Source organism: Salinicola lusitanus (assembly GCF_038648475.1).
GTDB lineage: Bacteria > Pseudomonadota > Gammaproteobacteria > Pseudomonadales > Halomonadaceae > Salinicola > Salinicola lusitanus.
The window spans coordinates 1,804,607-1,818,155 of sequence record NZ_CP151919.1 but is presented as its reverse complement, the minus strand read 5'-3'; the positions used below and the strand labels follow the sequence as shown (position 1 = coordinate 1,818,155).

Sequence of the window (13,549 nt, the reverse complement as noted above, 5' to 3'; positions counted from 1 at the left end):
CCACCTTCCAACAATCGGAGCTGCCCGTGGCGACCGTATCCCTGAGTCCACCTTCCGCCGCCCCGGCGTCCGCCGTCGGCTCGCCAGCCACCACGCCCGAGCGTGTCGCGGTGCAACTCGACGGCATTCTCAAACGCTTCGGTGATGCGATCGCGCTGCAGAAGATCTCGCTGAAGATCCGCGAGGGTGAATTCGTCACGCTTCTCGGCCCATCGGGCTGCGGCAAGACGACGCTCTTGAATCTCATGGCCGGCTTTCTCGAAGCCGACAATGGCGAGATCTTCATCGATGGCCAACTGGTTACCGAGACCCCGCCCTACCAGCGGGAAATCGGCATCGTGTTCCAGAACTACGCGCTCTTCCCTCACATGAGCGTGGTCAAGAATGTCGGCTATGGGCTGCGCATGCGCGGCACGCCGAAGGCAGAGATCGATGAACGAGTCGCCCAGGCGCTGGCGCTGGTGAAGCTTGAGGGCTTCGGCGAGCGTATGCCGCGCGAGCTCTCCGGCGGTCAACAGCAGCGAGTCGCCCTCGCCCGTGCCCTGGTGATTCGGCCCAAGGTGCTGCTGCTCGACGAACCCTTCTCGGCGCTGGATAAGAACCTGCGCCTGTCGATGCAACTCGAGTTGAAGGAGATTCAGCGCAAGCTGGGCGTGACCACGGTCTTCGTCACCCACGACCAGGGCGAAGCGTTGAGCATGAGCGACCGCGTGGTGGTGATGTCCGCCGGGCACGTGCGCCAGATCGGCACGCCGGATGCCATCTATCGCTCCCCGGAAGACCCGTTCGTGGCTGGTTTCGTCGGTGATGCCAACGTGCTCCCGGGGCGCTATCTGAGCCGTGACGACGCCGCCAACATCGAGCTGGGCGACGCCACGCTGCGCCTGCCCGTCGATCGCATTCATGCCTCGGTAGGAGCGCGTCTGGCGGTCTACGCGCGTCCCGAAAACATTCATCTGGTGCCACTGAACGGCGACACGCTACTGACCGGCACGGTGATCAATCACGTGTTCCAGGGCGATCACGTCGACGTTCATCTGGACGTGCCGTCGCTGGATCAGGCGCGGCTGTTCGTGCGCCGCTCGGGGGTCGAATCCCTGACTCGCTGGCCCGTGGGCACGGTCGCCGGTCTGGCCTTCGAAGACGACGGCATCTGTGCCTTCGCCGCCGACACGACGTCTGCTTGATCGACACGATAGCCGCTGAACAGGAGCACCCCGCCATGCCCTTGCCCGATACCATGCTGGCCGTGATCGCCCGTCAACCAGGCGCCCCGGACGTTCTCACCTGTGTAAAGCGCGCGCTACCCGCCGTGAGCCGAGGCGAAGTCCTCGTTCGTGTCGCGGCGGCCGGCGTGAACCGCCCGGACCTGATGCAGCGCAGCGGTGCGCCGCTACCGCCAGGCACCACCGACGTGCTGGGTCTGGAAGCCGCCGGCACTGTCGTTGCCGTGGGTGACGGCGTGACCGACATCAGTGTCGGCGAACGCGTCATGGCACTGCTCGGCGGCGGCGGATACGCCGAATACTGCATGGCCGTCGCCGCTCACTGCCTGCCCGTGCCCGCCGGCCTCTCTCTGGAGGACGCCGCGGGTGTTCCCGAAGCGGCCTTCACCGTTTGGCACAACCTGTTCGAGCGCGGGCGGCTGACGGCGGGCGAGACCGTCCTGATTCACGGCGCCGCCAGCGGCGTGGGAACCTTCGCCGTGCAGTGCGCTCATGCCGCCGGCGCCCGCGTGATCGCGACCGCAGGTGGCGCGGTCAAGATCGCCGCGTTGCAAAAGCTCGGCGTCTGGCGCGCCGTGGATCGTCACGAGGAAGATTTCGTCGATGTCATCGCTGACATGACCGAAGGCCGCGGCGTCGACGTGGTGCTGGACAACGTCGGCGGACCCTACGTGGCCAGGAATCTGGCGGCCATGGCCCCAGGCGGGCGCCACGTCAGCCTGTCGTTCATGCAGGGCCAGCACATCGAGCTGGATCTGTCGGTGCTGATGCGCAAGGGCCTGAACCTGACCTCCTCGACGTTGCGCCCCAAGAGCCACGAGGAGAAGGCACGCCTGGCCGCGGCCATCCGCCAGCATCTGCTGCCGTGGCTGGCCTCGGGCGACGTGCGTCCATTGATTCACGCCACGCTACCGCTCTCGCGAGCCGCCGAGGCCCATCGCTGCCTCGAAGCCAACGAGAACATCGGCAAGGTGTTGCTGGTCCCCGGCACCGATTGAACGCCAGCCCTGGCGCCCGACAAGAACAAGGAGCCCCCATGGGCGATTCGACCCGTTTCCTGCTGTACTACGCCTCGACTTCCGCCTTCGTGCGCAAGGTCATGATCAGCGCCCAGGTTCTGGGTCTGGCCGATCGCATCGAGCGGCTCGATTCTGCCGCCCACCCGGTGAAGCGCGACGAGCGCATCGCCGCGTTCAATCCGCTGGCCAAGGTGCCGGCGCTGCGCGCACCCGGCGGCATATCGCTCTACGACAGCCGCGTCATCTGCGAATACCTGAATACCGTCGCCGGCGGCTCGCTGTTCCCCGCTGAGGGCGATGCACGCTGGATCAGCCTGACGCGCCAAGCGTTGGGAGATGGCCTGATCGATGCCGCTTTGCTGGCGCGCTACGAGTTCACCGCCCGCCCGGCAACGGCTCAGTGGCCGCCCTGGGCCGAGGCACAGTTGATCAAGGTTCGCGCCGCACTGGCCGAGATCGATGCGCAGTCACCCACCCTCAGCGACCAGCCGGACGACATCGGCGTGATCACCTTCGGGTGCGCCTTGGGCTATCTCGACTTCCGCTTCGCCGATCTCGACTGGCGACGCGACCATCCCCGCGCCGCGGCCTGGTTCGAGCGCTTGAGCCAGCACCCGGCCCTGCGCTCCACGCAGCCCCAGCCCTGAGATTCCGGAGTCTCCATGTCCCATCGTGTCTACTTTCTCAACGGTCCCAATGCCAATCTCTATGGCCTCGACAAGCATGGCACCTACGGCAGCGAGAGCTTCGCCAGCATAGAGCAGGGTTGCCAGCGCCACGCCGGCGCGCTCGAACTGACCCTCGAGTTCCGCCAGAGCAACCACGAGGGCGTGCTGGTGGACTGGATTCAGGAAGCGCGTCAGAGCGCCGATGCCCTCATCATCAACGCCGCGGGACTCACCTACAGTTCGGTACCGATTCTCGACGCGCTGCTCGCCTTCGACGGCCCGATCATCGAAGTCCACATGAGCAATATCTGGCAGCGCGAAAGCTTTCGCCACCACTCCTACGTGTCGAAGGCAGCGACCGGTGTTGTCGCGGGCCTGGGCGCCACCGGCTATCGCCTGGCGCTGTCGGCCGTGGCGGAGCTGCTGGAGGACCGGGCATGACGCCGACGCTGGTGTTCTACAGTCAGTTCGACAGCTTCGAGGCGTGGCGCGATCTTCTCTCGCCGCTGCTGCCCCAGGTACGAATCCGTCAGGCGGCGGATGTCGACGATGCGGACAGCGTGCTCTATGCGCTGGCCTGGAAACCGCCCGAGGGTTTCTTCACCCGCTACCGTAACCTGAAGCTGCTGGTGAACCTGGGCGCCGGCGTCGACTCGCTGGTCGGTCGCGACGACCTGCCGGCCATTCCGATCACCCGCGTCTCCGACCCCGACATGGGGCGGATGATGGCAAGCTACGTGCTCTTCGCCGTCCTCCGCTACGCCCGCGACATTCCCGCCTTCGAACGCGCCCAGCGCGAGCGACGCTGGCACTATCTGCACCCCCGGCTACCGGGTAGTATCCGCGTCGGCGTGCTGGGACTCGGCGAGCTGGGCGCCTGCGCCGCGCGGGAGCTGGCCCGTCAGGGATTCGATGTCCGCGGCTGGTCGCGCTCGCCCAAACGGCTGGAAGGTGTGACCTGCGTCGACGGCATGCCACGGCTCGACGACTTTATCGCCGCGAGCGATATCCTGGTCACGATGCTGCCGCTGACGCCCGAGACTCGTGGACTTCTGAGTGCCGAGCGCCTGGCGCTACTGCCACCGGGAGCCTGCTTCATCAACGTTTCCCGAGGCGCGATCGTCGACCAGCGGGCGCTGACCGAGGCCCTAACCAGCCGGCGCATTGCCGAGGCCACGCTGGACGTGTTCGACCGTGAGCCGCTGCCGCCGGAAGATCCCTTGTGGCAACTGGACAACGTACTGATCACGCCGCACCTCGCCTCGGTGGCCATTCCCGAGTCCGCCGCGCGCCAAATCGCCGACAATATCGGCCGTCTCGAGCGCGGCGAAACAGTGCGGCATCAGGTGAGTCCGGCTCGCGGCTACTAGATCCACGGCTACTGGATTTACGACGACTCTCCTACGATCCAGGAAAACCGTCCCGACCCCGCGCCACTCTCAATCCCCGATGTCAGCCCCGGTGTTCGCTGTCGCCGGCGCCCTCAGCCCACATCCTCGATCGCACGGACCGAATGCGGGTCGAAGAAGCTCGGCGCCGCCATACCGGGAATGTACTGGTCGGACACGAACATCCGGCAGCGCTCGGCGAAGGCGCTGACCACGCGCGACAGCTGCCCGTTCCTGGCGACGGCGTAGCCCAACTGCATGGGCCGGTGCTCGCCTGCCAGCCTCACGCGAATCAGACGCTTGCCGTCCAGTGACAGATTGGCCTTGGGACGCACGTTGGCGATGCTGTAGCCGACGCCGTTGGCGACCATCGCCCGAACCACCTCGAGATTGCTCGACCGCATCACGACGTTCGGCGTGACCCCGGCAGGCAGGAACAGACTGAGGAAGTATTCCCGGCTCCACGGCATGTCCAGCAGGACCATGGGGTGGGTTTCCAGATCGTCCATCGTCACCGCCGACAGATTCGCGAACGGGTGATGCTCTCCCACCATCACGTAGGGCGGTAGCCGAGCCAGCGGCTGGAAATCGATATCGTCGTTCGATACCAGATCGTAGGTCAGGGCGATGTCGATCTCCGCGCTTCGCAGCTTGGCCAATAGCTGCTCGTAGTCGCCCTCGAACTGACTGATGCGAACCCCTGGAAACGCCCGCCCGAAACCGAACACCAGCTCGGGCGTGATCATCGGTGCCAGCGAGCCGAAGCAGCCGACGCGCAGGGGGCCCCGAATGGTGTTCAGCGACTCCGAGGCGATGGTGTAGAGATTGCTCACTTGGTCGAGAATCAGCTTCGCCTCTTTCATCACCTCGCGGCCAATCGCCGTGAGCGAGACCCCCTGGGCGTGATGCCGCACGAAGAGCTGAACACCCAGCTCGGACTCGATATGGCTGATCGCGGCCGAGATCGAGGGCGAGGAGACATGCAGGCGCTCGGACGCGCCATGCAGACTGCCTGCCTCGCCGGAGGCGACAAAGTATTCGAGTTGGCGTTGTGTGATTCGACTGAGCATGGCGGGTTCTCGATACGAAGATAGCGCTTTTCGAAGCGACGATGGCGAGTTCGCAAGACGGCGCATGCGGCAGTGGCCACGGCGTTTGAGCACGAGCGCCCCGCCTCTCGGCCTCGATCATACGACAGCGTGTCTCGATGCGTCAGTGCCTGCCGAGGCGCCGGCGATGCCCACGAGCCTGGCGCCGCCCCGCGCCATGCTGCATCGGAAATTCCTACGCAAGGCAACGGCAAAGGCTGTTTTACCGATCCCGCCGCGCGAGGCCATGATGGCCTCGAACGGTGAACGGCTGATCGCCATGTCTCAAGTGACCGCGTCGTATTCCGTCGACGCTCACGCGATACGACGGCATCACGAGCTGCCCGACACCACGCCTTTCGACCATCGAACGAGAGCTAAAACAATGCATAAAGCCATCGCTCTGACCCTGCTGAGTGCCAGCCTGATGGGCATCTCAAGTGCGAACGCTGCCGACAAGTTGATCGTCAGCACCTGGGGCGGCAGTTTCCGCGATCTCATCGACGAGGCCATCGGCCAGGAGTTCACCCGACAGACCGGCGTCGAGGTCGAATACGTGACCGGCGGCACCATCGACCGTCTCAACAAGGCCAAGCTGGCTGGCAGTGCCGAAACCGATATCACCTTTACCACGTCCCACGTGGGTTGGCTCTACGCCAACGACGGCCTGTTTGAGGACCTGGACATGGGCAAGATCCCCAATGCCAAGAATCTCGTGCATCAGGCCAAGCTGAGCCCGAATCACATCGGCGTGTGGGGCTACGTCTACACCATCGGCTATCGCCCGGACTTGGTGCCGGACGACATCACCTTCGACAGCTGGGAAGACCTGTGGAATCCCGAGCTCGAGGGCACCATCGCACTACCCGACTGGGATCCGAGCCATATCATCGCTGTGGCCGCCAAGCTCGAAGGTGCCGACGCCGAGCACTGGGAGGCCGGCCAGGACAAGCTCAAGGCGCTCATTCCCAATATCAAGGCGTTCTATACCAACGACGCCAACAGCCAGCAGTTGATCGCCACCGGGGAGACGCCAGTACAGCTGCTGCTGTCGATGAACGCCTACCACATGATGGACGAAGGCGTGGACATCGAACTGGCGATGCCAAAGGAAGGCGCCGTGCTTGGCATCGATGCCATGGGCATCAACAAGGGCAGCGAACACGCCGATCTAGCCTACCAGTTCATGAACATCGCACTGTCGCCGGAAGTCCAGGCGAAAATCGCCGAGATCAACAACGGCAGTCCGGTCGTGACCAATGCGACGGTCGACCCGGAAATCGCCAAACTGCCGGGCATGCTGACGACGGCCGAGCAGTGGGACGCCACGCTGGACACCGATCCCAAGCTGCGGGCCGAGATGACCGCCGAATGGCGCAAGTGGTTCTCGGAAAACATCATGACGCATTGATCATTGTGACTCCAAAGGCTCAAGACCCGGCCGCCGAGGCTCTCCCCCGGTGGTCGTTTCTCCCGACCGTGCTCGATGGAAAGCCCCATGACTCGTAGACCTGCCTTCGTCGGTTGGTTCCTGCTGCCGGCGGTGCTCACCGCTCTCGGCCTGACGATCGCCATGCTGACCGTGCTTCAGTACAGCGTGCGCGCGTACATTCCAGGCTCGCTGGACGTGGGCGGCTTCACGCTCGACAACTTTCAGGACCTGTTGAAGGGCCTCTATGCACGCGCCTTTCTCAATACCGTGTGGTTGAGCTTCAAGACCGCGCTGTTCGGACTACTGCTGAGCTACCCACTGGCCTATACGCTGGTACGCACACGCACCGCATGGTTGAAGTCGTGCATCCTGATCATCGCCATCACGCCGCTGTTCCTCGGCGAGGTGGTGCGGACATACTCTTGGATCATCGTGCTTGGCAACAGCGGCTTCCTCAATAGCCTGCTGCTGGCCATCGGGCTGATCGACAAACCGCTGCAACTGATGTTCACCAACACCGGCGTGGTACTGGCGCTGGTCCACGTCACCATGCCGATCATGGTACTCATGCTGGCGACCGGCCTGTCACACATCGACATCGCCTACGAAAAGGCCGCCACCAGCCTGGGCGCAAGCCCCTTCAGGGCCTTCCTGACCATCACGCTGCCGCTGTCGCTACCGGGTGTCGTCGCCAGCGTGACGACCGCCTTCGCCTGGACGTTCAGCGCCTTCGCCACACCGCAGCTGATCGGTGGCGGACGCGTGAGTACCGTCGCCACGCTGGTCTACCAGTTGGGCTTTTCGTCGCTGAACTTCCCCTTCGCCGCCGCCCTGAGCATGGCCGGCCTAGCGATGACGGTAGTGCTGCTGGCCGCGCTCAAGCGTATGACCCGACCGCTGCAGAACGTAGGGACCCACTGAAATGACTCGCTCGACCCGTGATCGATGGCTGGGCTACGCCGGACGCCTCCTGGTGGCCCTGATCCTGCTCTTCGTGCTGCTGCCGACGGTGGTGGTGGTCATCTCCTCTTTCAGCAGTACCTCGGTGCTCTTCTTCCCGCCCAAGGGCTGGTCGCTGCGCTGGTTCGAACGCGCCGTGAGCTACGACGACTTCAGAAGCGGTTTCTACTCGGGGCTGATCGTCACCGCCTGGGCCTCGACGCTCGCCGTGTTCATCGGCACGACCCTGGCAATCGTCATCCACCGCTACACATTCCGCTTCAAGGCCGTGCTGGAGGGCATCCTGCTGTCGCCGCTGTTCATCCCCCATTTCACTATCGGTCTCGGCCTGCTGATGCTGGTGGCACAGTTGAATCTGGGACGCGGCTACGCGCTGGTGATCTTCTGCCATGTCGTGCTCGTGCTGCCGTTCGTGCTGCGCAGTCTGTACGTTTCGCTTCAGAACCTGGGCGATCGGGTCGAGATGGCGGCGGCCAGCCTCGGTGCCTCGCCACTGCGGGTGGTGTGGACCATCACGGTTCCGCTGATGCTGCCAGGCCTGTTCGGCGGGTGGCTGTTCGCCGCGATTCTCTCGTTCAACGAATTCACCGCGTCACTGTTCATCACGACCCAACGCACCCAGACGCTGCCGGTGGCGATGTACAACTACGTTCGCGAGTTCGCTGACCCGACGCTGGCCGCGCTGTCGGTGATCTACATCGTGATCACGGCCACCCTGCTCACCCTGGCCAACCGTTTTCTCGGTCTGGGCCGGATTCTCAACGTCGACGCACCGCGCTGAATGCGCGCTCGCGTGACCTCATCCAGGAGAGACGACGCATGACCTTTTCCATCACGGGGCGTTGCGCCGAGACCGGGCAGATGGGGATCGCCATCAGTTCCTCGAGTATCGCCGTGGGGGCCCGATGTCCCTGGCTGCGTCCCGGTATCGGGGCGGTCTCCACCCAGAACGTGACGCTACCCGCACTCGGCGAGCGAGTGCTGGCGTGTCTGGCCCAGGGCGCATCCCCGGCGCAGGCACGGGACACGGCGCTGGCCACCGATGCTCATTGCCAGTATCGGCAATTGGCGGTGGTCGACGCACAAGGCCGCACCGCCCACTTCAGCGGCGACGAGACGCTGGGCTGCCACCACGCCGTCGCAGGCAAGCAGTGCGTCGGTGCCGGCAATCTGCTGGCCAGCCGAGACGTGATCGAGGTACTGGTGCGAGCGTTCGAGACCCACCGGGGCCCGCTGGCCGACCGCTTGATCGCGGCGATGCAGGCGGCAATGACCGCCGGGGGTGAAGCCGGGCCGGTACATTCGGCGGCGCTGCTGGTGGTCGGGGAGCCGAGTTGGCCGATCGTCGATTTGCGCGTGGACTGGGCGGACGAGGCACCAATCGAGCAGTTGGCGACGCTCTGGGCCGCCTATCGGCCTCAGATGCAGGACTACCTCACCCGCGCATTCGACCCGACCCAGGCGCCCAGCTACGGCGTCCCGGGCAACGAATGATGCAGCGGTTGGCGCCGACCGGCATAGCTCAGGCGAGCATTGGCCGTCGCCGTACCCGATCCACACGCCGCACGCGATCCGCAAGGCACGCCGGGGTCACGTGCTGCCCCCATCCACATGCTGCATCCGTTCCACGCGTCACAACGGGGGCTTCAAGCCCTTCAGGAAACTTGCATGACAGTCGAGAGAATCAACACGCTGGTGGTCGGTGCCGGCCAGGCAGGCATCGCCATGAGCGAGCACCTATCGCTCATGAACATTCCCCATATCGTGCTAGAGCGCGCCCGCATCGCCGAGCGTTGGCGTTCCGAGCGCTGGGACTCCCTGGTGGCCAACGGGCCCGCCTGGCACGACCGTTTTCCGACGCTCGCGTTCGAGGGCGTTTCACCCGACGCCTTCCCGCCGAAGGAGCGCATGGCTGACTATTTCGAAACCTATGCGGAGATGCTGAAGGCCCCGGTTCGCACCGGGATCGAGGTGCAACGGGTGGAGCGCCTGACGGGGCGACGCGGGTTCCGGGTCGAGACCTCCGAGGGCGAGTACGAGGCGGACAACGTGGTCGCGGCGACCGGCCCCTTCCAGAAGCCGACCTTCCCTCGCATCATTCCAGAAACGGCCGACGTGCAGCAGTTGCACTCCTCGGCGTACAAGAACCCCGAGCAGCTACCCGATGGCGGCGTGCTGGTTGTCGGCGCGGGCGCATCCGGTTCACAGATCGCCGAGGAGTTGCGCCAGGCGGGTCGGCGGGTCTATCTGTCGGTGGGCGAGCATTACCGGCCACCGCGCGCGTATCGCGGGCGCGACTACTGTTGGTGGTTGGGTGCCCTTGGCCTGTGGGACGAAGTACGTATCCGCCCGAAAAAAGCGCATGTCGCCTTCGCGGTCAGCGGTTACGAAGGCGGCCGGACCGTGGACTTCCGCCGGCTCGCCCACGCCGGCATCACGCTGGTAGGCCTGACCCGTGCCTGGGAAGCGGGACGCTTGCGCTTCGACGAGGGACTGGCGGAGAACATCGCCCAGGGCGACCAGGCCTACTTCGACGTGCTGCGCGAAGCCGATGCGTATATCGCGCAGAATGGTCTGGATTTCCCGCCGGAGCCGGAAGCCTGGGAGCTCCTGCCCGACCCCGACTGCCTCACCTCCCCGATCCTCGAAATCGACCTGAAAGCAGAAGGCATTACCACCGTGCTATGGGCTACCGGCTTTCAATTCGACTTCAGCTGGCTGCAAGTCAACGCCTTCGACGACGCGGGATTGCCGTTCCACAAGCGTGGCATCTCCGCCGAGAGCGGTATCTATTTTCTGGGCCTGCCCAATCTGGTCAATCGGGCCTCGTCGTTCATCTACGGTGTCTGGCACGACGCCAAGTACGTTGCCGACCACATCGCGCTGCAGAATGCCTACATGGCTTACGAACGCGCTTGAGCAACCCACGTGAGCGCCACGCCATGAGCCACGTCACCTGCATCGAAGATCTGCGCCGTCTGGCACGCAAACGCGTGCCGAGGATGTTCTACGACTACGTCGATGGCGGCTCGTGGACCGAGTCAACCTATCGCGCCAACGAGTGCGATCTGCAGCGACTCGAGTTCCGTCAGCGCGTGGCCTGCGACATCACCCACCGCAGTTTGGACTCCACGATGGCGGGGCAATCCGTCTCCATGCCGGTGGCCATCGCCCCCACCGGACTGACGGGAATGCAGTACGCCGATGGTGAGATCCTCGCAGCGCAGGCGGCAAAACGCGCTGGCATCCCGTTCACGCTGTCAACGATGAGTATCTGCTCGATCGAGGCGGTGGCCAACGCTACCGGACACCATCCGTTCTGGTTTCAGCTCTACGTCACGCGCGACCGTCGATTCAGCGAGGACCTGATCGAGCGCGCCCGCGCTGCTCGCTGTTCGGCGTTAATGGTCACCATGGATCTTCAGGTCTTCGGTCAACGACACAAGGACCGCAAGAATGGTCTTTCGGTGCCGCCACGACTCACGCCGAAACACCTTCTCGACCTCGCTTGCAAACCGCGCTGGTGCTTGGGCATGCTCGGCACGCGACACCGTCAATTCGGCAATATCGTCGGCCACGCCCGCGGCGTCGACGACATTCGATCCTTGGTGGCTTGGACGCAGGAGCAGTTCGACCCCACCCTGTCTTGGGCGGACGTGGAGTGGATCAAGGAGCGCTGGGGCGGTCCCCTGATCGTCAAGGGCATCCAGCACCCCGACGATGCCCATTTGGCGGTGGAAAGCGGCGCCGACGCCGTAGTCGTCTCCAACCATGGCGGCCGACAGCTGGACGGCGCGGCATCGTCCATCACCACGCTGCCGGAGATCGTCGAGGCGGTGGGCGCGAGAACGGAGATTCATTTTGACAGCGGGATACGCTCTGGCCAGGACACGCTCAGGGCGTTGGCGCTCGGCGCGCGAGGCGTCTACATCGGCCGCGCCATGCTCTACGGGCTCGGCGCTCTTGGCGAGCCCGGCGTGACCCGTGCGCTGGATATCATCAGAGACGAACTCGACCTGTCGATGGCTTTCTGCGGGCGCACGGACGTTCAGGCAGTGGACCGGGATATCCTGCGACCGTCACTCCGGCCCATCGCCGGAACGGGGTGATAGTCCCGGACGCACGCGCTTCAGCCAACGCTGCTTGGCGTACTTGCGCAGGTTATGCACGTTGTCGGTCTCGTCGATGATGTCCTGGCCCAGGATCGTCTCGATCACGTCTTCCATGGTGATCAGCCCGACCCAGTTGCCATGGTCGTCGTAGACCACGCGCAGGTGGTTGTGATCCTTGAGCATGGCGGTGAAGACATGCTCGACGCTGTCGTTCTCATCGATGATCGCGACGGAGTGCATCAGCGATTTCAGCCTCTCGCCATCCTCGGCGTGGTAGGTATCCGACTTGTGCACGTAGCCCAGGGCATCCTCGCCGCCATCCATCACCGGGAAACGCGTGAACTGCGTCTTGCCATAGCGCTCATCGAACTCGGCCACGGTCATGTGGGGCGTCACCGTTTCACATACGGTTCGCGGCGTCATCACGCTCTTCACCGGGATCTCGTGGAGATTGAGGATATTGGTGATGGTGCGGGTCTCGTCGGCATCCAGCGCCTTCTCTTCCAGCCCGATCCTCGCCAGCGCCTTGATCTCGCCGCGCATGTCGACATCGCCCTCGTTCTTGGCGATACGATTGGTGATCATCTCCGACAGCCAGATGAAGGGCAGCAGCAGCAACACCATGAAGCGCAGCGTCGGTGGCAGCAGAGGCGCCAGGCTGCGCCAGTAGGTCGCTCCGATGGTCTTGGGGATGATCTCCGAGAACACCAGGATGCCGAAGGTCATCAAGGCCGAGGCGATGGCCACGTGGGCATCGCCGAACACGACGGCCACTTGCGCGCCGACACCCGTGGCACCGACGGTGTGAGCGATCGTGTTGAGCGTGAGGATCGCCGCCAGCGGCCGATCGATATTCGACTTGAGCTTGTTGAGCTTGTCGTGAAGCCTGGGGCGGTCGTCCTTGAGCTGCGCGATATAACTCGGTGTGAGCGAGAGCAGCGCGGCTTCCAGCACCGAACAGACGAAGGAAAAACCGATGGAGAGAACGACGAATGCCGTCAGCAGAAACATGGGGGGTCGCTATGTGACTTGTGAGGACTCTTTATCCTGACTTGTCACGCAACTGTCAATGGCCTCCCGGAGAAACGCCGCCGACATCCCATCGGACATCGGCGGCATCAAAAGCCAGGTCGGGTCTGGCGGCTCAGTGGCCGAACTTCTCGTTCTCGCCGAGATCCGGCTGATGCTCCTTCTTCACGTTGGCCTTGGCGATCTCGTAGAGCTGGAACGTCTTGCTCTCACGCGACTGCCAGTGCTCGCCGAAGTCGATGTCGATCTCCATCATGGTGATGTCCGGATCCTCCTTGCCACCGGTGAACCAGGCGGCCACGAACGGATTCCAGTACTTCTCGATCAGCGCGGGATCGTCGTTGAGGCGTGCCCGGCCGGACATCGACACGTAGATGCCGTCATCCTGGTCCGAGAACGTGATGCAGACATCCTGATCCTGCTTCGCCTCGAACGACTTTTCGGCACTGCGGCGCGTATAGAACCAGAGCTTGCCGTCGTAGGCATCCTGCACCAGATGCATGGGGCGCGCTCGCGGCACGCCATCGTCGAGCGTGACCAACATGCCGACCTTGATCTTCTCGATCAGCTTCCAGATCTTCTGCTTGTGCTCGGGACTGGACATCGTTGCCTCCTGCTAATGTTGCC

14 protein-coding genes are annotated in these 13,549 nt (G+C 64.2%); 11 read left to right on the top strand and 3 right to left on the bottom strand.

All coding sequences use genetic code 11. The features are described from left to right. Positions 1 to 26 precede the first annotated feature (26 nt). From AAGT95_RS08425 to AAGT95_RS08405, 5 genes are read left to right on the top strand one after another with little or no spacing between them, the layout of a single operon-like run. Positions 27 to 1,187: an ABC transporter ATP-binding protein gene (locus AAGT95_RS08425; protein WP_342596186.1), complete on the top strand. Its 1,161-nt coding sequence runs from the start codon at positions 27 to 29 to the stop codon at positions 1,185 to 1,187. A gap of 35 nt (positions 1,188 to 1,222) precedes the next feature. Continuing rightward, positions 1,223 to 2,224: an NAD(P)H-quinone oxidoreductase gene (locus tag AAGT95_RS08420; RefSeq protein WP_342596185.1), complete on the top strand. Its 1,002-nt coding sequence runs from the start codon at positions 1,223 to 1,225 to the stop codon at positions 2,222 to 2,224. 38 nt (positions 2,225 to 2,262) lie between these two features. Beyond that, a complete protein-coding gene (locus AAGT95_RS08415; RefSeq protein WP_342596184.1) occupies positions 2,263 to 2,892 on the top strand; it encodes a glutathione S-transferase family protein in 630 nt (209 codons plus the stop codon). A 15-nt stretch (positions 2,893 to 2,907) separates the two neighbouring features. Further along, positions 2,908 to 3,354: a type II 3-dehydroquinate dehydratase gene (locus tag AAGT95_RS08410; RefSeq protein WP_110715682.1), complete on the top strand. Its 447-nt coding sequence runs from the start codon at positions 2,908 to 2,910 to the stop codon at positions 3,352 to 3,354. Then, complete coding sequence (locus tag AAGT95_RS08405) at positions 3,351 to 4,283, top strand: glyoxylate/hydroxypyruvate reductase A (RefSeq protein ID WP_342596183.1); 933 nt, start codon at positions 3,351 to 3,353, stop codon at positions 4,281 to 4,283. The genes AAGT95_RS08410 and AAGT95_RS08405 overlap by 4 nt, the downstream gene beginning before the upstream one ends. A 113-nt stretch (positions 4,284 to 4,396) precedes the next feature. Here AAGT95_RS08405 and AAGT95_RS08400 read toward each other — a convergent pair whose 3' ends face one another. After that, the gene (locus tag AAGT95_RS08400) at positions 4,397 to 5,371 is read right to left on the bottom strand and encodes a LysR family transcriptional regulator (RefSeq protein ID WP_110715680.1); all 975 of its coding nucleotides are present in this window, start codon (positions 5,369 to 5,371) and stop codon (positions 4,397 to 4,399) included. A gap of 403 nt (positions 5,372 to 5,774) precedes the next feature. Between AAGT95_RS08400 and AAGT95_RS08395 the strand changes: the two genes are divergently transcribed. From AAGT95_RS08395 to AAGT95_RS08370, 6 genes are all read left to right on the top strand, one after another. Beyond that, entirely contained in the window at positions 5,775 to 6,800 is a 1,026-nt protein-coding gene (locus AAGT95_RS08395) for a polyamine ABC transporter substrate-binding protein (protein ID WP_342596182.1), read from the top strand. A gap of 87 nt (positions 6,801 to 6,887) precedes the next feature. Continuing rightward, a complete protein-coding gene (locus tag AAGT95_RS08390; RefSeq protein WP_342596181.1) occupies positions 6,888 to 7,742 on the top strand; it encodes an ABC transporter permease in 855 nt (284 codons plus the stop codon). Between the two features lies 1 nt (position 7,743). Then, positions 7,744 to 8,562, top strand: a complete 819-nt coding sequence (locus AAGT95_RS08385; protein WP_342596180.1) for an ABC transporter permease — start codon at positions 7,744 to 7,746, stop codon at positions 8,560 to 8,562. A gap of 38 nt (positions 8,563 to 8,600) precedes the next feature. Further along, positions 8,601 to 9,275 (top strand): DUF1028 domain-containing protein, encoded by a 675-nt coding sequence (locus tag AAGT95_RS08380; protein WP_342596179.1) that lies wholly within the window; start codon positions 8,601 to 8,603, stop codon positions 9,273 to 9,275. A 174-nt stretch (positions 9,276 to 9,449) separates the two neighbouring features. Further along, the gene (locus AAGT95_RS08375) at positions 9,450 to 10,700 is read left to right on the top strand and encodes an NAD(P)/FAD-dependent oxidoreductase (RefSeq protein ID WP_342596178.1); all 1,251 of its coding nucleotides are present in this window, start codon (positions 9,450 to 9,452) and stop codon (positions 10,698 to 10,700) included. After that, positions 10,697 to 11,890, top strand: a complete 1,194-nt coding sequence (locus AAGT95_RS08370; RefSeq protein ID WP_342596177.1) for an alpha-hydroxy acid oxidase — start codon at positions 10,697 to 10,699, stop codon at positions 11,888 to 11,890. The genes AAGT95_RS08375 and AAGT95_RS08370 overlap by 4 nt, the downstream gene beginning before the upstream one ends. Here the strand turns inward: AAGT95_RS08370 and AAGT95_RS08365 are convergent. Together AAGT95_RS08365 and AAGT95_RS08360 are read right to left on the bottom strand one after the other, a co-directional pair. Beyond that, the gene (locus AAGT95_RS08365; RefSeq protein ID WP_342596176.1) at positions 11,861 to 12,904 is read right to left on the bottom strand and encodes a CNNM domain-containing protein; all 1,044 of its coding nucleotides are present in this window, start codon (positions 12,902 to 12,904) and stop codon (positions 11,861 to 11,863) included. The two genes, AAGT95_RS08370 and AAGT95_RS08365, sit on opposite strands and share 30 nt — an antisense overlap. A 133-nt stretch (positions 12,905 to 13,037) precedes the next feature. Then, on the bottom strand, positions 13,038 to 13,526 hold the full coding sequence (locus AAGT95_RS08360) for a pyridoxamine 5'-phosphate oxidase family protein (RefSeq protein WP_110597601.1): 489 nt from the start codon (positions 13,524 to 13,526) through the stop codon (positions 13,038 to 13,040). Positions 13,527 to 13,549 lie beyond the last annotated feature (23 nt).

Excerpts from the sequence above, each read along its gene's own strand:
- AAGT95_RS08400 (WP_110715680.1), bottom strand. The coding sequence starts at position 5,371 with ATGCTCAGTCGAATCACACAACGCCAACTCGAATACTTTGTCGCCTCC.
- AAGT95_RS08380 (WP_342596179.1), top strand. The coding sequence starts at position 8,601 with ATGACCTTTTCCATCACGGGGCGTTGCGCCGAGACCGGGCAGATGGGG.
- AAGT95_RS08410 (WP_110715682.1), top strand. The coding sequence starts at position 2,908 with ATGTCCCATCGTGTCTACTTTCTCAACGGTCCCAATGCCAATCTCTAT.
- AAGT95_RS08365 (WP_342596176.1), bottom strand. The coding sequence starts at position 12,904 with ATGTTTCTGCTGACGGCATTCGTCGTTCTCTCCATCGGTTTTTCCTTC.
- AAGT95_RS08375 (WP_342596178.1), top strand. The coding sequence starts at position 9,450 with ATGACAGTCGAGAGAATCAACACGCTGGTGGTCGGTGCCGGCCAGGCA.
- AAGT95_RS08390 (WP_342596181.1), top strand. The coding sequence starts at position 6,888 with ATGACTCGTAGACCTGCCTTCGTCGGTTGGTTCCTGCTGCCGGCGGTG.
- AAGT95_RS08415 (WP_342596184.1), top strand. The coding sequence starts at position 2,263 with ATGGGCGATTCGACCCGTTTCCTGCTGTACTACGCCTCGACTTCCGCC.
- AAGT95_RS08360 (WP_110597601.1), bottom strand. The coding sequence starts at position 13,526 with ATGTCCAGTCCCGAGCACAAGCAGAAGATCTGGAAGCTGATCGAGAAG.
- AAGT95_RS08420 (WP_342596185.1), top strand. The coding sequence starts at position 1,223 with ATGCCCTTGCCCGATACCATGCTGGCCGTGATCGCCCGTCAACCAGGC.
- AAGT95_RS08385 (WP_342596180.1), top strand. The coding sequence starts at position 7,744 with ATGACTCGCTCGACCCGTGATCGATGGCTGGGCTACGCCGGACGCCTC.
- AAGT95_RS08405 (WP_342596183.1), top strand. The coding sequence starts at position 3,351 with ATGACGCCGACGCTGGTGTTCTACAGTCAGTTCGACAGCTTCGAGGCG.
- AAGT95_RS08395 (WP_342596182.1), top strand. The coding sequence starts at position 5,775 with ATGCATAAAGCCATCGCTCTGACCCTGCTGAGTGCCAGCCTGATGGGC.